This window comes from Roseicyclus mahoneyensis (assembly GCF_003148775.1).
GTDB classification, from domain to species: domain Bacteria; phylum Pseudomonadota; class Alphaproteobacteria; order Rhodobacterales; family Rhodobacteraceae; genus Roseicyclus; species Roseicyclus mahoneyensis.
Window position 1 is genome coordinate 128,194 of sequence record NZ_QGGW01000008.1, and the last position, 20,864, is coordinate 149,057.

Annotated in this window: 16 protein-coding genes; 6 read left to right on the plus strand and 10 right to left on the minus strand. The window is 66.5% G+C overall.

The annotated features are described in order from the left end of the window. Positions 1-65 precede the first annotated feature (65 nt). From C7455_RS15515 to C7455_RS15545, 7 genes are read right to left on the minus strand one after another with little or no spacing between them, the layout of a single operon-like run. Positions 66-341 (minus strand): hypothetical protein, encoded by a 276-nt coding sequence (locus tag C7455_RS15515; RefSeq protein WP_146200024.1) that lies wholly within the window; start codon positions 339-341, stop codon positions 66-68. Continuing rightward, positions 338-1,423: an ABC transporter permease gene (locus C7455_RS15520; RefSeq protein ID WP_109669733.1), complete on the minus strand. Its 1,086-nt coding sequence runs from the start codon at positions 1,421-1,423 to the stop codon at positions 338-340. Before C7455_RS15520 ends, C7455_RS15515 begins: the two co-directional genes overlap by 4 nt. Beyond that, positions 1,420-2,934: an ABC transporter ATP-binding protein gene (locus C7455_RS15525; protein ID WP_109669735.1), complete on the minus strand. Its 1,515-nt coding sequence runs from the start codon at positions 2,932-2,934 to the stop codon at positions 1,420-1,422. Before C7455_RS15525 ends, C7455_RS15520 begins: the two co-directional genes overlap by 4 nt. Continuing rightward, positions 2,931-3,704, minus strand: coding sequence for a xanthine dehydrogenase accessory protein XdhC (gene xdhC / locus C7455_RS15530; protein ID WP_109669737.1), 774 nt, complete (start codon positions 3,702-3,704; stop codon positions 2,931-2,933). The genes C7455_RS15525 and xdhC overlap by 4 nt, the downstream gene beginning before the upstream one ends. Then, the gene (gene xdhB / locus C7455_RS15535) at positions 3,701-6,145 is read right to left on the minus strand and encodes a xanthine dehydrogenase molybdopterin binding subunit (protein WP_109669739.1); all 2,445 of its coding nucleotides are present in this window, start codon (positions 6,143-6,145) and stop codon (positions 3,701-3,703) included. Before xdhB ends, xdhC begins: the two co-directional genes overlap by 4 nt. A 22-nt stretch (positions 6,146-6,167) precedes the next feature. Then, the gene (gene xdhA, locus C7455_RS15540; RefSeq protein WP_109669741.1) at positions 6,168-7,568 is read right to left on the minus strand and encodes a xanthine dehydrogenase small subunit; all 1,401 of its coding nucleotides are present in this window, start codon (positions 7,566-7,568) and stop codon (positions 6,168-6,170) included. Then, entirely contained in the window at positions 7,565-8,023 is a 459-nt protein-coding gene (locus tag C7455_RS15545; RefSeq protein WP_146200025.1) for a hypothetical protein, read from the minus strand. The genes xdhA and C7455_RS15545 overlap by 4 nt, the downstream gene beginning before the upstream one ends. Positions 8,024-8,063: 40 nt before the next feature. Between C7455_RS15545 and dnaE the strand changes: the two genes are divergently transcribed. Together dnaE and C7455_RS15555 are read left to right on the plus strand one after the other, a co-directional pair. Further along, positions 8,064-11,594 (plus strand): DNA polymerase III subunit alpha, encoded by a 3,531-nt coding sequence (gene dnaE / locus C7455_RS15550; RefSeq protein ID WP_109669744.1) that lies wholly within the window; start codon positions 8,064-8,066, stop codon positions 11,592-11,594. A 40-nt stretch (positions 11,595-11,634) separates the two neighbouring features. Further along, positions 11,635-12,858, plus strand: a complete 1,224-nt coding sequence (locus C7455_RS15555) for an MFS transporter (protein ID WP_109669746.1) — start codon at positions 11,635-11,637, stop codon at positions 12,856-12,858. A 102-nt stretch (positions 12,859-12,960) separates the two neighbouring features. On the opposite strand, the gene C7455_RS15560 is transcribed toward C7455_RS15555, so the two are convergent. After that, positions 12,961-13,164: a SlyX family protein gene (locus C7455_RS15560; protein ID WP_109669748.1), complete on the minus strand. Its 204-nt coding sequence runs from the start codon at positions 13,162-13,164 to the stop codon at positions 12,961-12,963. 114 nt (positions 13,165-13,278) lie between these two features. Between C7455_RS15560 and hisS the strand changes: the two genes are divergently transcribed. From hisS to hisG, 3 genes are read left to right on the plus strand one after another with little or no spacing between them, the layout of a single operon-like run. Beyond that, positions 13,279-14,907, plus strand: a complete 1,629-nt coding sequence (gene hisS, locus C7455_RS15565) for a histidine--tRNA ligase (RefSeq protein ID WP_109669750.1) — start codon at positions 13,279-13,281, stop codon at positions 14,905-14,907. Then, positions 14,904-16,013, plus strand: a complete 1,110-nt coding sequence (locus tag C7455_RS15570; protein WP_109669752.1) for an ATP phosphoribosyltransferase regulatory subunit — start codon at positions 14,904-14,906, stop codon at positions 16,011-16,013. Before hisS ends, C7455_RS15570 begins: the two co-directional genes overlap by 4 nt. Further along, positions 16,010-16,702: an ATP phosphoribosyltransferase gene (gene hisG, locus C7455_RS15575; RefSeq protein ID WP_109669753.1), complete on the plus strand. Its 693-nt coding sequence runs from the start codon at positions 16,010-16,012 to the stop codon at positions 16,700-16,702. The genes C7455_RS15570 and hisG overlap by 4 nt, the downstream gene beginning before the upstream one ends. A 9-nt stretch (positions 16,703-16,711) precedes the next feature. On the opposite strand, the gene C7455_RS15580 is transcribed toward hisG, so the two are convergent. Together C7455_RS15580 and C7455_RS15585 are read right to left on the minus strand one after the other, a co-directional pair. Then, the gene (locus C7455_RS15580) at positions 16,712-17,884 is read right to left on the minus strand and encodes a hypothetical protein (protein ID WP_109669755.1); all 1,173 of its coding nucleotides are present in this window, start codon (positions 17,882-17,884) and stop codon (positions 16,712-16,714) included. 111 nt (positions 17,885-17,995) lie between these two features. Next, the gene (locus C7455_RS15585) at positions 17,996-18,433 is read right to left on the minus strand and encodes a DUF1489 family protein (protein ID WP_245904366.1); all 438 of its coding nucleotides are present in this window, start codon (positions 18,431-18,433) and stop codon (positions 17,996-17,998) included. 120 nt (positions 18,434-18,553) lie between these two features. Here C7455_RS15585 and C7455_RS15590 point away from each other — a divergent pair, with 120 nt between their 5' ends. Continuing rightward, positions 18,554-20,827 carry an adenosylcobalamin-dependent ribonucleoside-diphosphate reductase gene (locus tag C7455_RS15590; protein WP_109669758.1) on the plus strand — a complete coding sequence of 758 codons (2,274 nt, stop codon included), beginning with the start codon at positions 18,554-18,556 and terminating at the stop codon, positions 20,825-20,827. Positions 20,828-20,864 lie beyond the last annotated feature (37 nt).

Sequence of the window (20,864 nt, forward strand, 5' to 3'; positions counted from 1 at the left end):
GCGATCGAAGCCGAGGCCCTTCAGCCTCCATGGCGTGTCGCCGGACTGGTAGGGGCGGACGCCGGTCACGCTGTCCCCCAGTTGGTCGTCAGCACCAAAAAGGCCACGTTGGCGCAGAGGCCAAGGGCTGGGGCGGTCAGGATCCAGCCATCGCGCCCGCTGGGCCGGATCACGAAATGATCCAGCGCGATGGCACCCAACAGGATCAGCGTCAAAACGGGCAGAGCGAAAACCGCCCCGCCGGTCAGGATCATCAAGCCCAGCAGCGGGCCGATCAGCAGCAGGTGGGCCGCCACGGCCGCGCCGATGAACAGCAAGATGTCCCGGACACGGGCGCTCATGCTGTTGCCTTCCGTCGCCATGTGACGCGGAAATTGGCCAGCACATCCAGCGCGAGCAGGAAGAACAGGAGCATCCCCTGAAACGCCTGGATGGCCGCCGCCGGGATGCCCAGCATCAGTTGCGCCAGTTCCCCTCCGATGAAGGTGAGCGCCAGCAAAATCCCCGCCAGCAAGATGCCGATGGGGTTGAGCCGCCCGAGGAAAGCCACGATGATCGCGGTGAACCCGTAGCCTACGTTGAAATCGATCGAGATGCGGGCCGCGGGTCCCGAAACCTCGAACAGGCCTGCGGCGCCGGCCAGCGCCCCCGACACGCCCATGCACAAGATCACCAACCGCGCGGCGTTCACGCCGCCAAAACGCGCGGCGCGGGGCGCCTCGCCCGCCAGCCGGATCTGGTAGCCCAGGATGTGGCGCGAGAAGATCACATAGGCCGCGATCACCGACACAAAGGCCGCCAGAACGCCCCAATGCATCCCCGTGCCCGCGATGAGTTCGGGGTTATCGGTGCCTGGATGGCGCGCGAGGTTACGCGATCCCGGAAAGCCCGAGCCTTCGGGATTGCGCAGCCAGCCAGTCGCCGCCGAGGCCAGCATCGCCTCGGCGACATAGACCAAAAGCAGCGAGACAAGGATTTCATTGGTCCGCGCGTAGACCCTGAGCAGCGCCGGGATCATTGCCCAGAGAAACCCGCCCAAAAGCCCCGCCACGATCATGCCTGGAAAGATCAGCGGGTGTGCCGACGGCCAGAAGGCAAGCCCGAAGGCCGCCCCGCAGATCGCGCCGACGATGTATTGCCCCTCGGCCCCGATGTTCCAGATGCCCGCCCGAAACCCCAGCGACAGCCCGATCGCGATCAAGATCAGCGGCCCCGCCTTGACCAGCAGTTGCGGCCGCGAAAAGCCCGCGAAGCGTTCGGAAAAAAGGGGGTCCCAGAAGATGATGCGGATCGCCTCCACTGGGTCCTTGCCAAGGGAGGCGAACATCAGCCCGCCCGCGATCATGGTCAGCACGACCGCCAGAACCGGCGCGCCCACCACCCAGAACCGAGAGGGCTGCGGGCGTTTTTCCAGCACGATCACAGCGCCACCTCGTGCATGTCATGCGCCCCGCCCAGCATCAGCCCGATGTCCTCCATGCTGAGACCACGGGCGGGCCGCGGCGGCGAAAGCCGCCCCTCGTTCAGCGCGCAGAACCGGTCGGAGATCTCCAGAAGCTCGTCGAGATCTTGCGAAATCACGATCACCGCAGCCCCCTTTTGGGCCAGATCGAGCAGCGCCTGTCGGATGGCCGCGGCAGCACTTGCGTCCACGCCCCATGTCGGCTGGTTCACGACCAGAACCGTCGGATCTTGCAGGATTTCCCGCCCGATCACGAATTTCTGCAAATTGCCGCCCGAAAGCGCGCGGGCCGCCACGCCCGGCCCCGGTGTGCGCACGTCGAAGCGCGCGATGATATCCTCTGCAAAGTCCCGCGTGCGGCGCCAGTCGACGAAGCCCCGCGACTCCAGTGCCTTGCGCTTCCGCCCGGTGAGCAGCGCGTTTTCGGTCAGGCTCATGTCCGGCGCCGCCGCATGGCCCAGCCGTTCCTCAGGCGCGCACAAAAGGCCCCTCTCGCGCCGCGCATTGGGCCCCAGCGTGCCCACGGCCACGCCCTTGAGCGTCACAGCACCGCCCGCCACCGGCGTTTCGCCCGAAAGCACCGCCAGCAATTCATCTTGCCCGTTGCCCGCGACGCCCCCGATGCCGAGCACCTCGCCGGCCCGCACCTCGAAAGTCACGTCGCGCAGGCTGGTGCCGAAGGGCGAGCCTGACGAGAGGCTCAGCCCTGCGACCGCCAGCAGCACCGCACCCGGTTCATGGGCGTCGCGGGCAGGCACGCTCAGCGATTTGCCAACCATCAGTTCGGCCATATGCGCCGCTGTCACCTCGCGGGGCGTGCAGGTTGAGACCTTCTTTCCCGTCCGCAAGATCGTGGCTGCATCGCAAAGCGCGCGGATTTCCTCCAGCTTGTGCGAGATATAAAGGATCGCTGTGCCCTCGGCAGCCAGTTTGCGAAGGGTGTGGAACAAGATCTCCACTTCCTGCGGGGTCAGCACGCTGGTGGGCTCGTCCATGATCAGCAGTTTCGGGTCCTGCAGCAGGCAGCGGATGATCTCGACCCGCTGCCGTTCGCCCGCCGACAGGTCGCCCACCAGCCGGAACGGGTCTAGCGGCAAGCCGTAGGTTTCCGACACCTCGCGGATGCGCGCGGCCAGATCGCGGGGTTTGGGCGGGTTCTCCATGCCCAGCGCGATGTTCTCGGCGACGCTCAGAGCCTCGAACAGGCTGAAATGCTGGAACACCATCGCCACACCGGCGGCGCGGGCCGCGCGCGGCTCGGGCGGCGCATAGGGCGCGCCCCGCAACCGCATCGTGCCGCGGTCGGGTGTAACCAGGCCATAGATCATCTTGACCAGCGTGGATTTGCCCGCGCCGTTCTCGCCCAGAAGCGCGTGGACCTCGCCTGGCTGGATGGAGAACGATACGTCATCATTCGCCACGACGCCCGGATAGGCCTTGGTCAGCCCCTCGATGTCGAGCAGCGCAGTCACGAGCGTGTCACTTTCCCCCGATGGATCGGCTTGGATGCCGATTCCTTGTGCAGATGCTCTTTCAGTAGCCGCGCGGTGACGCCGACGGCAATGGCCTGAGGGTGCTTTCCCAAAGCCGGGTCGCCGATGGGGCAGTCGATGCGCGAAATTTCGGCATCCGAATGGCCCAATTGGCCAAGCCGCGACCGGAAGCGCGCCCATTTGGTGGCCGACCCGATGAGCCCGCAACTCGCGAACCCGCGCGTCAGAGCCGCGTGGCAGAGCGCAAGGTCGATTTCGTGGCTGTAGCTCAGGATCAGGTGATGGGCATGGACCGGCGCATGCGGCATCAGGCGCGGCAGATCGGCGGCGATGACCGGCTCCACCCCCTCGGGCGGGGCGACGGGAAAGCGGCCCGGTCCGGTATCGGCCCAGGTGATGGACACATGGGGCAGCGGGGCCATGGTCGCCACGATGGCGCGCCCCACATGGCCCGCGCCCCAGATCCAGAGGTCGGCGCCGCGCGGTCTGTCCATCGCCGCGACCGCCTCGAAACGGAGCGTCACCGCGCCACCGCAGCATTGCCCGAGCGCGGGGCCGAGCGGAAACCGATGCTCGGCCATCTCCTTGGCGTCGGCCAGCATCTGTCGGGCGATGCGCATCGCCTCCCACTCCAGCGCGCCGCCGCCGATGGTCCCCGCGATACCGTCCGCGCGCACCAGCATGGCCGCCCCTTCCTCGCGGGGGGCGGAGCCCTGCACGGCGGCCACGGTGACGCGGATGCCCGTCATGCGCCGCGCGCCCGGTCCACTGCCGCCAGAACCGCCTCGGCTGTGGCGGGCGCTTGCAGGTCGGGGTAGTTCGGGCCGCAGGCGGCGCAGGCCTCCGACAGCGCCATCAGCACGGAAATTCCCAGCATGAAGGGCGGCTCGCCCACCGCCTTGGAACGGTAGATCGTATCAACCCGGTTGGGCTGGTCCCAGAGCGCCACGTTGAAGACGGGTGGGCGGTCCGAACAGGCCGGGATCTTGTAGGTCGAGGGTGCATGCGTGCGCAGCCGCCCTTTGGCATCCCAGACCAGTTCCTCGGTCGTGAGCCAGCCCGCGCCCTGCACGAAGCCCCCCTCCACCTGCCCGATGTCGAGCGCGGGGTTCAGCGACGCACCCGCGTCATGCAAGATGTCGGTGCGCAAGATGCGGTTCTCGCCCGTCAGCGTGTCGATCACGACCTCGGAGCAGGCCGCGCCATAGGCGAAGTAGAAGAACGGCCGCCCCTTGCCCGCGATCCGGTCCCAAAGCAGGCCGGGCGTCTTGTAGAACCCCGTCGCCGACAGGCTGACACGAGCCATGTAGCTCCGCTTCACCGCCTCCTCGAAGGGCATTTCAGCGACACCAGCGCGGACCATTCCGCCCTCGAACACCACCTGTTCCGCGTCGGCCTGCAATTCCGGCGCCACCACGGCGGCGATGCGGTCGCGGATCGTGTCGCAGGCGATCTGCACCGCCATGCCGTTCAGGTCGCTGCCGGAACTGGCCGCCGTGGCAGAGGTGTTGGGCACTTTTGCCGTATCGGTCGCGGTGATCCTGACCCTGTCCATGCCCACGCCGAACCTGCTTGCGGCCACCTGCGCCACCTTCTGGAAAAGGCCCTGTCCCATCTCGGTGCCGCCGTGGTTCATGTGGATCGACCCGTCTTGGTAGACATGCACGAGCGCGCCTGCCTGGTTCAGATGGGTCAGCGTGAAGGAAATGCCGAACTTGACCGGCGTCAGCGCGATGCCCCGCTTGAGCACCGGCTTCGCGTCATTCCACGCGGCAATCGCTGCCCGTCGCCCGGCATAGTCGCAGCTTGTGGCCAGCCGGTCGGTCAGCCCGTGCAAGATGAAATCCTCGACCTGCATGCCATAGGGTGTCAGCCCGTCCCTTGCTGTCACCGGCACTGGCGAATGGGCGCCTCCATAGCGGCTGCTACCCCCTGCGGTCTGCTTCACCTTAACCGCCCGCCGTCCGGCCAGATCCGCAGTGGCCAGTCGCTTCCTCTTCTCTGTTTCGAAAATATCCCCGCCGGAGGCTCCCGCACTCGCCACGGCCGCCTCGGCATAATAGTTAAGCCGCCGTACCTCCAACGGATCTCGGCCCAGCACATGGGCGACGTGGTCCATCACCCGCTCGATCCCCACCATTCCTTGCGGCCCGCCAAAGCCGCGAAAGGCCGTGGCGCTTTGGTGGTTGGTGCGCAGGCGGTGCGAGGTGATACGGGCGGCGGGCAGATCGTAGGCATTGTCGGCATGCAGCATCGCCCGGTCAGCCACAGGCAGCGACAGATCCATCGACCAGCCGCAGCGCAGGAAGTGGGTGAAATCGACCGCCACAAGCCGCCCCTCTGCGTCGAACCCTGCGCGGTAGTCGACCCGGATGTCGTGGCGCTTGCCGGTCACGGTGAAATCGTCGTCGCGGTCGTAACGCATCTTGGCGGGACGGCCGGTGCGGGATGCGGCGATGGCGCAGGCGATGGCCAGCGCATTGCCCTGGCTTTCCTTGCCGCCGAACCCCCCGCCCATCCGCCGCACCTCGACGCGGATGGCGTGCATGGGCACGCCAAGCGCATCGGCGACCTTGTGCTGGATCTCGGTCGGGTGCTGGGTCGAGGACTGGACAATCATGTCGCCGCCTTCTTGCGGCAGGGCCAGTGCCGATTGCCCCTCAAGGTAGAAATGTTCCTGCCCGCCGACCTCGATCCGGCCCTCGATGACATTGGGTGCACGGGCCAGCGCGGCCTCGACATCGCCCTTGCCATAGACCCGTGGGCCATCCTCGAAGCGGGACCCCGCCGCCAGCGCGTCATCGACGCTCAGGATCGGTGTTTCTTCGGCATAATCGACCTGTGCCAGCGCTGCGGCCTTGCGCGCGGCCAGATGGCTGTCCGCGATCACCACAAACATCGGCTGACCCGCGTAATGGATCGTTCCATCCGACAGCAAGGGCTCGTCATGCGCCGAGGGGGAGCAATCGGGGATCACCGCGAAATCCCCGCCTGTCATCACATCGACCACACCGGGTGCGGCGCGCACGGCGTCAATGTTCAGCGCGGTGATCTTTCCGCGCGCGATGGTCGACAGGCCAAAGGCCAGATGCACGCACCCCTCGGGCACGGGGATGTCATCGACATAGCGCGCCTGCCCGGTCACATGCAGGGTGGCCGCGTCATGGGGCAGGGGTTTGGCGACGCTCACTGGGAACCCTCCGGTTCGACACTCATGCCCGCACCGCCAGCACGTTCACCGCCTCGCCGCAGCTTTCGAGGAAATACCGTGTCAGCATGCCTTCGGCGGCGCGCAACCGATAGGCGGCCGAGGCGCGCATGTCCGAAAGTGGCGTGAAATCCTGCTCGACTGCGGCCTGCGCCGCCGTCACTGTCGCCTCGGTCCACGGCTGTCCGATCAGCGCTGCCTCGACTTGGGCCGCGCGCTTGGGCACTCCCGCCATCCCGCCAAAGGCGATGCGGGCGTCGGTCACCGTGCCGTCATCGAGCGTCACGTTGAAACAGCCGCAAACCGCCGAGATGTCCTGATCGAAGCGTTTGGAGAGCTTGTAACAGGCCAGCCGGTCGGGCTGAACGGGGATGCTGACCGCCTCGACGAATTCGCCGGGGGCGCGGTCCTGCTTGCCGTAGTCGAGGAAAAAATCCTCGAGCGGCAGGGTGCGGCGGGTATCGCCCTTGCGCAGATGCAGCGTCGCGCCCAGCGCGATCAGCGCGGGGGGGCTGTCGCCGATGGGCGAGCCATTGGCGATGTTGCCGCCGATGGTCGCCGCATTGCGCACCTGCACCGAGCCGTAGCGTCGGATCAGTTCGGCGAAGGCCGGGTGACGTTCAGCGATGAAACTGCCAAGCTCGGTCAGGCTGGTCATGGCCCCGATGCGGATTGTGTCGCTATTGGCAACAATCCCACGCAAGTCGGCGCATTGGTTCAGGAATGCTATGGGGGCGAGGTCGCGGAGCCCCTTGGTCACCCAGAGCCCCACATCGGTCGCGCCTGCGATCAGGGTGGCATCGGGGTGGGCTTGGTACCAGTCGGCGAGCGCATCGCTTGAGGTCGGGCAGGCGGGGGGCAAGCCCCCCGAAGTGCATATTTGTGGAAAGATGAAGGAAGCTGCGCGGAGTGTTTCGGCATCGCTCCGCATCCAGTCCGGCACCGGCGCGGATACCGCCGCCTCGGCCGCGCGCAGGATCGGGGCGTAGCCCGTGCAGCGGCAGAGGTTTCCGGCGAGCTGATCGTCATGGTCGGTGCGCCCGTTCAGATGCGCGACTGCCATGCTCACCACGAACCCCGGCGTGCAGAAGCCGCATTGCGATCCGTGATGCGCGACCATCGCCTTCTGCACCGGGTGGAGTGTGCCGTCAGGCCCGGCGATCCCCTCGATCGTGCGCACGGCGCGGCCCTGCAGTTGCGGCAAAAACAGGATGCAGGCGTTCAGCGCGCAGGCTGTGCCGTCGGGGTCTGTCACCATGACCGTGCAGGCGCCGCAATCGCCCTCGTTGCAGCCTTCCTTGGTGCCGGTCAGGTGCCGCGCCTCGCGCAGCCAGTCCAGAAGCGTGACGGTCGGCCCCGCCTCCACGTCCTGAGGTTTCCCGTTCAGAAGAAACCGGATGCTCATGTGATATGCCTGCCGCGATACCGGTTCGGGGTGGTCGTCCGGCGCTCGATGCGGCGTAGAGCGCGGGCCCGTGTGCGTGTTTGACCGGATGGTAGAAAAACCCGGTCCGCGCCGCATTGCAAGCCTTGTGCGGGGCGCGGCTGCGCTTGATCGAGGCAATCGCCCGTTTTTCGGGCGTTCGTCTGGAACGGCGCGCGCATCATGCTGGCGGCGGCTGGCAGCCGCACGGGGTCGATCCTGACGGTCCCGCCTGTGGAAAAGCGGACGGGCAGGCGCACCGCGTCGAAACCCGCCGCCGCGATGGCGTCGAGATGGGCGGTTGTAAGAGTGGGTCCCCGGACCTCGCCCCACGGCGATTCACTGAGTTTCGACAGGGTCGCGCAGCGCTCTGCCGGAAAGGCCGCCGCAACCGACGGCACAAGGCCCTGCACCATCCACAATATGATGTGGCTCAAGCCTTCCCATGTCGGCCTTGCGCGCCTAGCATGCCGATCCATGACCAGTCCCCGATTCATTCATCTGCGCGTGCATACCGAATATTCGCTGCTGGAAGGCGCGATGCGCGTCAAGAAATTGCCCGCGATGGTGGCCGAGGCCGGCATGCCCGCTGTCGCCGTGACCGACACCAACAACATGTTCTGCGCGCTGGAATTCTCGGAAACCGCCGCCAAGGCGGGCGTACAGCCCATTATCGGCTGCCAGATCGATGTGGATTACGACCCGGTGCGGCCGGGCGAGCGATCGGTGCCTGCGGCGGCACTTGTGCTGCTGGCGCAGGACCGGCAGGGCTACCAGAACCTGATGAAGCTCAACACCTGCCTCTATTTGCGCGGCGACGGCACGCTGCCGCATGTGACGCTGGAAGAGCTGGTCGCTCATGGCGCGGGTCTGATCTGCCTGACAGGCGGGCCCGATGGCGCTTTGGGGCGGCTGATCCGGACCGGGAACATGGCCAAGGCCGAGGCGCTCTTGACCCGGCTGGAAGCGATCTTTGGCGACCGCCTCTACCTCGAATTGCAACGCCATCCCGGCGAGAAGGGCCTGCCTGAGGCCGAGCGCGTGACCGAGCGCCCGACCATCGAACTGGCCTATGAGCGCGGCCTGCCGCTGGTGGCGACGAACGACGTGTATTTCCCGAAACCCGGCATGTTCGAGGCCCATGACGCGCTGATCTGCATCGCCCAAGGCGCCTATGTCGACCAGTCCGAGCCGCGCCGCCGTCTGACGCCGCAGCACCATTTCAAATCGCCCGAGGAGATGGCGGCGTTGTTTGCCGATCTGCCCGAGGCGCTGGAAAACACCGTCGAGATCGCGCGCCGCTGCGCCTATCGCGCACGGACCCATGACCCGATCTTGCCCCGCTTTGCCGAGGACGAGGTGCAGGAGTTGCGTCGTCAGGCCCAAGACGGGCTGGCCGCCCGGCTCGCGGTCGTTCCTCATGCCGCGCCGGTGGAGGAGTATCACAGGCGTCTCGAGTTCGAGCTGGGCATCATCGAGGGGATGGGCTTTCCGGGCTATTTCCTGATCGTCGCCGATTTCATCAAATGGGCCAAGGACGAGGGGATTCCCGTGGGGCCGGGGCGAGGGTCGGGTGCCGGTTCGCTCGTGGCCTATGCATTGACGATCACAGACCTTGATCCGCTGCGCTACTCGCTCCTGTTCGAGCGGTTTTTGAACCCCGAGCGGGTCTCGATGCCCGACTTCGACATCGACTTCTGCATGGACCGCCGCGAAGAGGTGATCCGCTATGTGCAGCAGAAATATGGCCGCGACCGGGTGGGCCAGATCATCACCTTCGGCGCGCTTTTGTCCAAGGCTGCGGTGCGCGACGTGGGGCGCGTCTTGCAGATGCCCTTCATGCAGGTCGACCGGCTGTCGAAGATGATCCCGCTCGACGGGGTGAAACCTGTCTCGATCAGTCAGGCCGTAGCACAAGAGGAACGCATCCGCGACGAGATGCGCGAAAGCGATCAGGACCGGCGCGAGGGGCGCACCAACCCGGTGCGCCGCCTGTTCGACTATGCCGAAAAGATTGAAGGTTTGCTCCGAAACGCCTCCACCCATGCGGCGGGCGTGGTGATCGGGGACCGGCCGCTCGACGAATTGGTGCCGCTCTACCGCGACCCGAGATCCGACATGCCCGCGACCCAGTTCAACATGAAATGGGTGGAACCGGCGGGGCTGGTGAAGTTCGACTTTCTCGGCCTCAAGACCCTGACGGTGGTGCAAAACGCGATCGAGCTGATCCACGCTTCGGGCCGCCAGCTGCATGAGGCGCCGGACGGCACGCGGCTTTATGACCCTGCGCCCGGCGCTGAAAACCAGATCAACGCCATCCCGCTGGACGACGCGAAAACCTACGCGCTTTATGCCTCGGCCAAGACGGTCGCCGTGTTCCAGGTGGAAAGCTCGGGCATGATGGACGCGCTGCGCCGGATGAAACCGGACTGCATCGAGGATATCATCGCCCTTGTCGCGCTCTACCGTCCCGGCCCGATGGAGAACATCCCGAAATTCTGCGAGGTCAAGAACGGCATCTCCGGGCGTGACATGCTGCACCCCTCCATCGACCATATCCTCGACGAGACGCAGGGCATCATCGTCTATCAGGAACAGGTGATGCAGATCGCGCAGGAGATGGCGGGCTATTCGCTTGGCGGGGCCGACCTGCTGCGCCGCGCCATGGGCAAGAAGATCAAGGAGGCGATGGACGCCGAACGCCCCAAGTTCGAGGCGGGTGCCGCGGCCAACGGGGTCGATGCCGCGAAAGCCTCCGAGGTTTTCGACCTGCTCGAGAAATTCGCCAATTACGGCTTCAACAAATCCCACGCCGCCGCCTATGCGGTGGTCAGCTACCAGACCGCCTGGCTCAAGGCCAATCATCCGGTCGAATTCATGGCCGCGGTGATGAACTGCGACATCCACCTGACCGACAAGCTGGGCATCTACCGCCAAGAGGTCGCGCGGCTGGGGATAGGGGTGGTCGCGCCTTGCGTCAACCGCTCCGCCCCCACCTTCACGGTGGAGGAGGGCCGCATCCTCTACGCACTTGGCGCGCTCAAGAACGTGGGCGTGGACGCGATGCGCCTGATCCACGCGGCGCGCCAGACGCCAACCGGCGAGAAACCCTTCACCACGCTGTTCGATCTCGCCCGCCGGGTCGACCTCAAGCGGGTGGGCAAGCGCTCGCTGGAAATGCTGGTGCGCGCGGGCGCCTTCGACACGCTCGACCGCAACCGTGCCCGCGTCTTTGCCGCGCTCGACGCGCTGACCGCCTATTCCGCCGCGATCCATGATGCCGCGGCTTCCGATCAGGTGTCGCTCTTCGGCGAGGCGGGCGAGGATCTGCGAGAGCCGCGCCTGCCCGAGTGCGACGACTGGCTGCCCGCCGAACGGCTGGCCGGCGAGCATCAGGCCATCGGCTTCTATCTCTCGGGCCATCCGCTGGACGACTACATGCCCGCGCTCCGGCGCAAGGGCGTGCAGACGCTGGAGGAGGTGACACGCAAAGTGCAGGGCGGTCCTTTCGTGGCGAAAATGGCCGGTGCCGTCTCCGCCCGGCAGGAGCGCAAGTCGCAAAAGGGCAACCGCTTCGCCTTTGTCTCGCTGTCCGACCCCACGGGGCTTTACGAGGTCACGCTGTTCTCCGACGTGCTCGAGGTCGCGCGCCCCCATCTGGAAACGGGGATGAACGTGATCTTGCAGGTCGAGGCGACCTATGAAGCCGACCAGCTGAAACTCCTGTGCCGCCGGGTGGAGCCCATCGACAGCGCCGTCGCTGCCGAGGCCACCGGCCTGCGCGTCTTCGTCGAGGGCGAGACCGGCATCGCCTCGGTCCGCTCGCTCCTGACCCGCATGGCCAAGGATGCCGCCCGCGCCGCGCGCGGCCCGATCCACCTGTGCCTGATGCACCCCGACCTGCCGGGCGAGGTGGAGCTGGTACTGGGCGATGATTTCCCCGTCTCGCCCCAGATCAAGGGCGCGCTGCGCTCCATGGAGGGCGTGGTGACGGTGGAGGAGGTTTGAGCCCTTCCCATCCGCCCCGGGCCCGCCTAGCGTCGCGCCCATGACCGCGCCCCTTTCCCCCCTCGACAGCCGCGCCTCCTGGACGCGCCTCGGCTTGTCGCTCATGATCTCGCTCATCGGCAATGTCGGCATGTGGGCGATCATCGTGATCTTGCCCGCCGTGCAGGCGGAATTCGGCGTGGACCGGGCCGATGCGTCGATCCCCTACACGCTGACCATGCTGGGCTTTGCCTTGGGCAATTTCGCCATTGGCCGGGCGGTGGACCGCTACGGCGTCGCGCGCTCGCTCGCGGCCTCGGCGGTGCTGATGGCGGCGGGCTACGGGGCAGCGGCGATGGCCCCCAACATCGCCACGCTCTCGGCGCTGCAATTCCTGATCGGCTTCGGCACCGCGACCAGCTTCGGCCCGCTGATCGCCGATGTCTCTCAATGGTTCCTCAAGCGCCGCGGCATCGCGGTCGCCATCATCGCATCGGGCAACTACCTGTCGGGCGCGATCTGGCCGCTCATCCTTGCCGATATCCTCGCAGGCCCCGGCTGGCGCACCGCCTACCTCATCATCGCTGCCACGACGCTCCTCGTCATGCTGCCTGCAACATGGCTCTTGCGCAAACCCCTGCCCGAGGGGGCGCTGCTGGCCTCGGAAACCGCCGCATCGCTCAGGGCGCGCGACACCGGCCTCAGCCCGCAGGCGCTCACATGGTTGCTCGCCGCCGCGGGCATCGGCTGCTGTGTCGCCATGGCCATGCCGCAGGTCCATATCGTCGCCTATTGCACCGATCTGGGCTACGGCCCCGCCGTCGGTGCGGAAATGCTCTCGCTCATGCTGCTGGGTGGCGTCGCCTCGCGCCTTGTCTCGGGGCTTCTGGCCGACCGGCTCGGCGGGGTGCTGACCCTGCTCATCGGCTCCACGCTGCAGATGCTGGCGCTCATGCTCTACCTGCCCACGACGGGGCTGACCTCGCTCTACCTCGTCTCGCTCATCTTCGGGCTCAGCCAGGGCGGCATCGTGCCCGCCTATGCCATCATCGTGCGCGAATACCTGCCCGCGCGTGAGGCCGGCGCGCGCGTCGGCTTCGTCATCATGGCGACGATCCTCGGCATGGCGCTGGGCGGCTGGCTCTCGGGTCTGATCTACGACCTCACCGGCTCCTACCGCTGGGCGTTTCTCAACGGCATCGCCTTCAACGCGCTGAACGTGGGCATCATGCTGGTGATTTTGCTGCGATCCCGACCGCGCAGCCCCCGAATGGTTCAAGCGTAACCCGCCATTAAGGTTAACGCGCGCCCGCCCGCTTCTCTGTTTCGAAAATATCCCGGGGGAACGGCCAAAGGCCGTGGGGGCAGAGCCCCCCAGTCCCGTCCCTCACCAATGCGGCGGCTTCTGATCCGCCAGCGGCACGGTCCCGCTCGCGTCCACCTCGCGCTCGGCCTCGCGCTGCATCAGCATCTCGACCCGCCGGGTCAGCCGCGCGATCTCGGCATCTTGCCGCGCCACGACCTCCGACAGGTCATCGGCCACCCGTTCCAGATGCGCCATCCGTTCTTCCAGTGTCACCGCGTCGGTCATGGCTCGTCCCCGTCATCGCCCGTTTCCCCAAGGCTCTGCCCCGCCGCCGCCTTGCCGTCAACGCCCCCCTCGGATAGAGGTCGCGCGACCGCTCCCCGAGGCACGACGCACGCCATGGCCAAAGAGAAAAAGCAACCCCGCCCCAAGGCCGAGACGCCCAAAGGCTTCCGCGACTATTTCGGCGCGGAAGTGACCGAGCGTCAGCAGATGCTGGAAAAGATCGCCGAGGTTTACCGCCTGCACGGCTTCGACCCGCTGGAAACCTCCGCCGTGGAAACCGTCGAGGCGCTGGGCAAGTTCCTGCCCGACGTCGACCGCCCGAACGAAGGTGTCTTCGCTTTCGAGGAAGACGACACCTGGCTCGCGCTCCGCTACGACCTGACCGCCCCCCTGGCCCGCGTCGCCGCACAATACCGCAACGACCTGCCTTTTCCCTACCGCCGCTACGCGATGGGACCGGTCTGGCGCAATGAAAAGCCGGGACCGGGGCGGTTCCGGCAATTCTATCAATGCGATGCGGATACAGTGGGGGCACCTTCGGTCGCGGCCGATGCCGAGATATGCGGGATGCTGGCCGACACGCTCGAGGCCGTGGGCATCCCGCGCGGCGACTACATCGTGCGGGTGAACAACCGAAAGGTGCTGAACGGGGTTATGGAGGTCGCGGAAATTCTCGATCCGACCAATCCAGATAAGTTCGCATATGAAAGAGGCGTTGTTTTGCGCGCCATCGACAAACTGGATCGGCTCGGGGTGGACGGAGTTCGGGCGCTCTTGGGTGAGGGTCGCAAGGACGAGAGCGGCGACTTCACCAAAGGCGCGGGGCTGAACGCCGAACAGATGCTTCCGCTGATCGAGTTCGTCAATGCTCACACCGCCATCCAATCTGATCTTGCCTCGTATCAACAAGAAATAGACGCGCCCGGCGGGGAGCGTGTTCTTCAAGGAATGGTTGCCTTTCAGAAGCGGGAAAATGAGTTGCTGGGGCTTCCAAAAATGGAAGCCTTCAACCGCGTGAAGAACCAATTTGCGGCGGACTATCTGCGTTCGATTGTTAAATCCTCCATGTGCGGTGTGGAGGGGGTGTCGGAGCTAGAGACAATATCAAATCTTCTCGCCGCTCAAGGATATGGCGGGGACCGCATCGTCATCGACCCCTCCGTCGTCCGGGGCTTGGGCTACTACACCGGCCCGGTCTTCGAGGCCGAGCTGACCTTCGAAATCCTCGACGAAAAGGGCCGTCCGCGCCAATTCGGCTCTGTCGCCGGGGGCGGGCGCTATGATGACCTTGTGAAACGCTTCACGGGGCAGGAGGTTCCGGCCACCGGCGTCTCCATCGGCGTCGACCGGCTGCTCGCGGCACTGCGCGCCAAGGGGCGGCTGACCGGCGAGACGCAAGGTCCCGTGATCGTCACCGTGATGGACCGCGACCGGATGGCTGATTATCAGGCCATGGCCGCCACGCTCAGACAGGCGGGCATCCGGGCCGAGGTCTATCTGGGCAACCCCAAGAATTTCGGCAACCAGCTCAAATACGCCGACAAGCGCGCCAGCCCGGTTGCCGTCATTCAAGGCGAGGACGAGGCCCTGCGCGGTGTGGTGCAGCTCAAGGACCTGATCCTTGGTGCCAAGCTCGCGCAGGAGGCGACGCTGGAGGAATGGAAATCCCAGCCCGCGCAGGTCGAGGTGCCGCTGGCCTATCTTGTAGAAGAAACCCGCAAGCTGCTGGATCGACACAGGTGAGCGACAAGGCAACCCTCCGGGCCGAGGCGGCGACGCTTTTGGCGCGCTTCGAGGCTGCGGGCGCGCAGGCGGTGGAAACCGATCTGCTGCAACCGGCCGAGACGCTTCTGGACCTTTACGGCGAGGATATCCGCGCGCGCGCCTATGTCACCCATGACCCCGACCGGGGCGAGATGATGCTGCGCCCCGATTTCACCGTGCCGGTGGTTCAGATGCATATGGCGAACGGGGCCGACCCCGCGCGCTACGCCTACATGGGCGAGGTCTTCCGCACGCAGGCCGCGGGCTCGGGCCGCCCCTCCGAATATCTGCAGGTCGGCTTCGAGGTATTTGACCGCGCCAACCCGACTCGCGCCGATGCCGAGGTTTTTGCGCTGTTCTCCGACGTTCTTTCTCCCTATCGCTTGCGCGCGGTCACGGGCGACATCGGTCTTTTGCTGGCTGCCATCGACACGCTGACAACGACCACGCCGCGCAAGGCGGCACTCCGCCGACATATCTGGCGGCCGCGCCGGTTCCGCGCGCTGATCGACCGCTACACGGGCCGCGCGCCCGTGCCGCTTGCCCGCGCGGCATTGATCGCGGCGGCCGAAGGGCAGGGGGCCAGCGCGCTGGTCGCCGCCGCGGGCCCCGAGATCGGGCTGCGCAGCACAGCCGAGGTCGAGGCCCGCATCGCCACGTTGATGGAGGATGCCAAGGCCCCACCCATCCCTCCGGCGGAGGCCGAGGTTCTGGGCGTGATCTTGTCGCTCAAGGCGATGTTGCCCGATGCCTGCGAACAGCTGCGCGATGTCTGCGTCGATCTGCCGGGTCTCGTGCCTGCGGTCGACCGCTTTGCCGCCCGCATGGAGGCACTGGACGCAGCGGGCGTCGATGTCGCGCATCTGCCGTTCGAGGCAAGCTATGGCCGCACGACGATGGAATATTACGATGGGTTCGTCTTTGGCTTTCTTGCGCCGGGCCGCCCCGACCTGCCGCCAGCCGCGACCGGCGGGCGGTATGATGCGCTGACCCGCATCCTGGGCGCCGGGCGCGAGATCCCGGCAGTGGGCGGGGTGATCCGTCCCGGCCTTCTCGCTCAGATGGCCGAAGGTGGCGCGGCATGACGATCCGGCTGGGCATACCCTCCAAGGGGCGGCTGATGGACAAGACCTTCGGTTGGTTCGCCGACCGTGGCCTGGAGATGCGGCGCACCGGGTCGGAACGGGAATACGCGGCCGAGGTCGACGGCGCCGAGGTCGAACTGATGCTTCTGTCGGCGGGGGAGATCCCTCGCGAACTGGCGGCGGGGCGCATCCACCTGGGCGTGACCGGCTCTGATCTTGTTCAAGAACGCATCCCGGCCTGGGATCAGACGGTTGAGATCGTGGCCCCGATGGGTTTCGGCCATGCCGATCTGGTGATCGCGGTGCCGAAATGCTGGGTCGACGTCACGTCGCTTGATGACCTTGATGCAGTTGCCGCCGCCTTCCGCGCACGGCATGGGTTCCGGCTCAGGATCGCCACGAAATACCATCGGCTGGTGCGCGATTTCCTGCGCGGGGCAGGCGTGGCTGATTATCAGCTGGTCGACAGTCAAGGCGCGACCGAAGGCACGGTCGCGCATGGCAATGCCGAGGCGATTGCCGACATCACCTCGACCGGCGAGACCTTGCGCGCAAATCATCTGAAAGTGCTGGACGACGGTCTGATCCACCGCTCGGAAGCGACGCTGTTCCGCGCCCGCGGTGCGGTTTGGGGCACAGCGGAACGCGCGGCGCTGGCCGATCTGGTGGCGCGGATAGGGGCGGTCTGACGCGACGCCTCAGGGCCCGCGTTCGGCGACGATCCGGCAGGGCGGCTGGTCGATGAAGGCGCTGCGCAGGTCGAAGGCGCTGCTGGCACGGCGGCTGTGATAGGCGCACCAATCCGCGGCGTGCTGGCGGGCCTCCTCGATCGTGGCGAAGCCGCGCGAGGAACCATAGGCCCCAAGCGGCCCGATGGCGAACGCGCCCGCACCCTCCATCCCCTGCCACGTGCGGAAATCCGCGAGCAGGTCGGGTGTGACCGCCAGACTGCCCGCGCGCGGGCGGCTGGGCGGGACGCGCCGCAACCATATGGCGCAGGGCGGATCCCCAAAGCGGCGGGCCGCTTCGCACAGGGCGAGCGCCATTGCCTCGGCACCCTCGGGCCAGCCACCGCTCTGGACCAGACCTTCGGCGCCCTCGCCGTTGGTGGCCACCGTCCCGTTCAACCCGTCGGGCCACCACCGGGCGTCAGGGCCGTCCCAGTAGGTGCCATCGGTGCGCATCACGCGCAGGGCCTCGTCTGGCACCGCCGTCAGCGTGGCGAGATCGACGACAAAAGAGGCGGGGTAAAGCGGCGTCTCGGGCCGCAGATCTGTGATCTCCGCGTCGGTCAGGCTCATGATGCGGCAGGGCGGCGATACAAGCCCCGGCGGCGTACGCTCCGCGCTTCGGCGCGCCTCGCATTCCGACAAAGCGCGATCGGTTGCCACGCCGACGATACCCCTGCGCCCCTCGTCATGGCCGGTGCCCCAGGCGCCGGCCCCCCCGATGGCGAGGATATGGGCCCGCCCCGAATAGGGCCCCTGCCTCCCGATGCGCCGCGTCATCTCCGGCTGCAGGAGAATGGTGCGCAGGCGGGGGCCGTCGGGCGCGTGAAGCGGGCGGCGTTCGGCCAGAACGCTGCAGCCCTCGCCACAGGCGGCGAGCGCGTAATCGCGGGCAAGCTCGATGGTATGGGCGGCTGTCCAGACGCCGCTCCGGCCCTCGGGCCCTTCGGCATAGGCGGCGTGCCAGGCGGCATCAGAAACCGCCGCCTCGGCCCGCGCGCCCGTCTCGGGGGCGATGTCGGGCGCAAGGATCGTCACGGCCTCGGGGCCGGGATGGGCGAGGGTCTGGCGCGGCATCTGTGTGGCTTGCCCCTGCGCGGCGGACACGTCCGACAGGACGAGCGCCAGAAGCGCTAGGCCCATTGCGGCCGGACCTATCCGAACCGAAGGCGACGTGGTGAAGATCCGTTTCATGCCCCGCATGTGGCTGGGGACGATGGCGGATTTGGGGCGGTTTTCAGACGTGATGTCGGCTCAGAGAACCCCGATTTCCGCCAGCGCGTTCTGCAGCGATTGCGGCAGGGGCTCTTCGCTCTCGCGCCCTTTGGGCAGGTCGCGCGGCGCATCTTCGGGGGTCAGGTAGCGCCAGCCCTGAAAGGGGCGCTTGGGGGTGGCCGCGACGCGCACCGCCTCGCGGTCGAGCACGATGGCGCAGCGCGCGATGCCGTCAGCACCCGTCACCTCATCCAGCCGCAGCACGCGCTGCCGACACAGCACCAACCCCTTGAACACCCAGTAAAGCGAGCCGCCCGCCAACAGTTCGTCCACGCGCTTGGGCCACATGCGGGTGACACAGCGCGGCAGCCCATCTTGCCCCTTTGCGCGCGGATCGCGCTGCCAGTCGAGAAGGTCCTCGACCGTCTCGGCCCCGACGCAGAGCTTGATCAGATGGGTTGTCCCGGGTTTTCCCACAGCTCTCTCCACAGAATCCTCACACCACAGCATATCGTAGTGCTGTTACAGGGATCTGCAATCTGTTGATCGACCGGGCAGGGCGCGCTATCTTGCCCGTCTTCCCTCAGGAGAGTCCCGATGACCCGTTTCGCCGCCCCCATCGCCGAACAGATCTGGGATATGAAGTATCGCCTCAAGGAGGCGGGCGGCGCGCCGATCGACCAGTCGGTCGAAGATACATGGCGCCGCATCGCCCGCGCACTGGCCGAGGTCGAACAAGACAAGGCCGGTTGGGAAGACAGGTTCTACGCCGCGCTCGAGGATTTCCAGTATCTGCCGGCGGGCCGTATCGTGGCCGGTGCGGGCACGGGGCGGTCGGTCACGCTGTTCAACTGCTTCGTGATGGGCACGATCCCCGACAGCATGGGCGGCATCTTCGACAATCTGCGCGAGGCTGCGCTGACCATGCAGCAGGGCGGGGGGATCGGCTATGATTTCTCCACCATCCGGCCCAAGGGGGCTGAGGTGCATGGCGTGGCTGCCGACGCCTCGGGGCCACTCAGCTTCATGGATGTCTGGGATGCGATGTGCCGCACGATCATGTCGGCGGGCTCGCGCCGTGGCGCGATGATGGCCACGCTGCGCTGCGACCACCCCGATATCGAGGCCTTCATCGCGGCCAAATCAGACCCCGCGCGGCTGCGCATGTTCAATGTCTCGGTGCTCGTCACCGATGCCTTCATGGCGGCGGTGGAGGCGGACGGGCCATGGGATCTGATCTTTGGCGGTCGCGTCTATCACACGCTGCAGGCACGCGATCTGTGGAACAAGATCATGCGTGCGACCTATGATTACGCCGAACCCGGCGTGATCTTCATCGACCGCATCAATGCCGAGAACAACCTCAACTACGTCGAGACGATCGCGGCGACCAATCCCTGCGGCGAGCAGCCCCTGCCGCCCTATGGTGCCTGTCTGCTTGGCTCGATCAACCTGTCGCGGCTGGTCGAGGACCCGTTTACCGAGGCCGCGCGTATCGATCCTGCGCGGCTGGCCGACCTTGTGGCGACATCTGTCCGGATGATGGACAATGTGGTCGATGCCTCACGCTTTCCGCTCGAGGCGCAGGCGCAAGAGGCGCGCGCCAAGCGCCGGATCGGGCTGGGCGTGACGGGTCTTGCCGATGCGCTGGCGATGATGGGCTTGCGCTATGGCAGCGACGCCGCCGTGGCGCAGACAGGCGCATGGATGGAAGCCATCGCCAATGCGAGCTATCGTGCCTCGGCGCTGCTGGCTGCCGAAAAGGGCGCCTTTCCGCTTTTTGATGCGGTGGCCTATGCCAAGGCGCCGATGATCTTGCGGCTTGACCCTGAGGTGCAGGCGCTGATTGCCGAACACGGGCTGCGCAATGCGCTGCTGACCTCCATCGCGCCCACTGGCACGATCTCGCTGTTTGCGGGCAATGTCAGCTCTGGGATCGAGCCGATCTTCGCCAATTCCTACACCCGCAAGGTGTTGCAGCCCGACGGCACCCGCACCGAGGAAGAGGTGGTGGATTACGCCGTCGCGCTGTGGCGCGACCATATGGGCGACGCCCCCCTTTCGGATCATTTCGTGACCGCCCAGACGCTCGCGCCGATGGATCACGTGCGGATGCAGGCCGCCGCCCAGCCCTGGATCGACTCGTCGATTTCCAAGACGATCAACGTGCCCGCCGACATCTCGTTCGAGGATTTCAAGGATGTCTATGCCGAGGCCTACCGGACCGGCTGCAAGGGCTGCACGACCTACCGCCCCAATGACGTTACGGGCTCGGTGCTGACCGTCTCCGAGGCGCAGGACAAGCCCGACGGCCGCGAGGCCGCCGAGGCCGCGGGTGGCGAGATCATCTACATGTCCGAGCCGCTGGATCGCCCCGCAGCGCTCGAAGGGCACACCTACAAGGTCAAATGGCCCGACAGCGAACACGCGCTCTACATCACCATCAACGATATCATTCTGGCCGGACACAGGCGGCCCTTCGAGGTCTTCATCAACTCCAAGAACATGGAACATTTCGCATGGACCGTGGCGCTGACCCGCATGATCTCGGCGGTGTTCCGGCGCGGCGGCGATGTGTCTTTCGTGGTCGAGGAGCTTAAGGCCGTCTTCGACCCGCGCGGGGGCGCGTGGATGAACGGCAAATACGTCCCCTCGATCCTGGCGGCGATCGGCGGCGTGATCGAACGCCACATGGTGTCGATCGGCTTCATCGCTGGCGAGGGGATGGGCCTGAAATCCGACCCGCAGGCGCAGGTCGTGAACCTTGGCCACAAACCGGGCCCTGCCTGCCCGTCCTGCGGTCAATACGACATGCGCATGGCCGAGGGGTGCCTGACCTGCAACAGCTGCGGCTATTCGAAATGTGGCTGACGGCTGTTGCGCTCCTGCAATAGTCAGGGCGCGCAGT

Excerpts from the sequence above, each read along its gene's own strand:
- hisG (WP_109669753.1), top strand. The coding sequence starts at position 16,010 with ATGACGATCCGGCTGGGCATACCCTCCAAGGGGCGGCTGATGGACAAG.
- C7455_RS15560 (WP_109669748.1), bottom strand. The coding sequence starts at position 13,164 with ATGACCGACGCGGTGACACTGGAAGAACGGATGGCGCATCTGGAACGG.
- xdhC (WP_109669737.1), bottom strand. The coding sequence starts at position 3,704 with ATGACGGGCATCCGCGTCACCGTGGCCGCCGTGCAGGGCTCCGCCCCC.
- xdhA (WP_109669741.1), bottom strand. The coding sequence starts at position 7,568 with ATGAGCATCCGGTTTCTTCTGAACGGGAAACCTCAGGACGTGGAGGCG.
- C7455_RS15555 (WP_109669746.1), top strand. The coding sequence starts at position 11,635 with ATGACCGCGCCCCTTTCCCCCCTCGACAGCCGCGCCTCCTGGACGCGC.
- C7455_RS15590 (WP_109669758.1), top strand. The coding sequence starts at position 18,554 with ATGACCCGTTTCGCCGCCCCCATCGCCGAACAGATCTGGGATATGAAG.
- hisS (WP_109669750.1), top strand. The coding sequence starts at position 13,279 with ATGGCCAAAGAGAAAAAGCAACCCCGCCCCAAGGCCGAGACGCCCAAA.
- C7455_RS15515 (WP_146200024.1), bottom strand. The coding sequence starts at position 341 with ATGAGCGCCCGTGTCCGGGACATCTTGCTGTTCATCGGCGCGGCCGTG.
- dnaE (WP_109669744.1), top strand. The coding sequence starts at position 8,064 with ATGACCAGTCCCCGATTCATTCATCTGCGCGTGCATACCGAATATTCG.
- C7455_RS15580 (WP_109669755.1), bottom strand. The coding sequence starts at position 17,884 with ATGGGCCTAGCGCTTCTGGCGCTCGTCCTGTCGGACGTGTCCGCCGCG.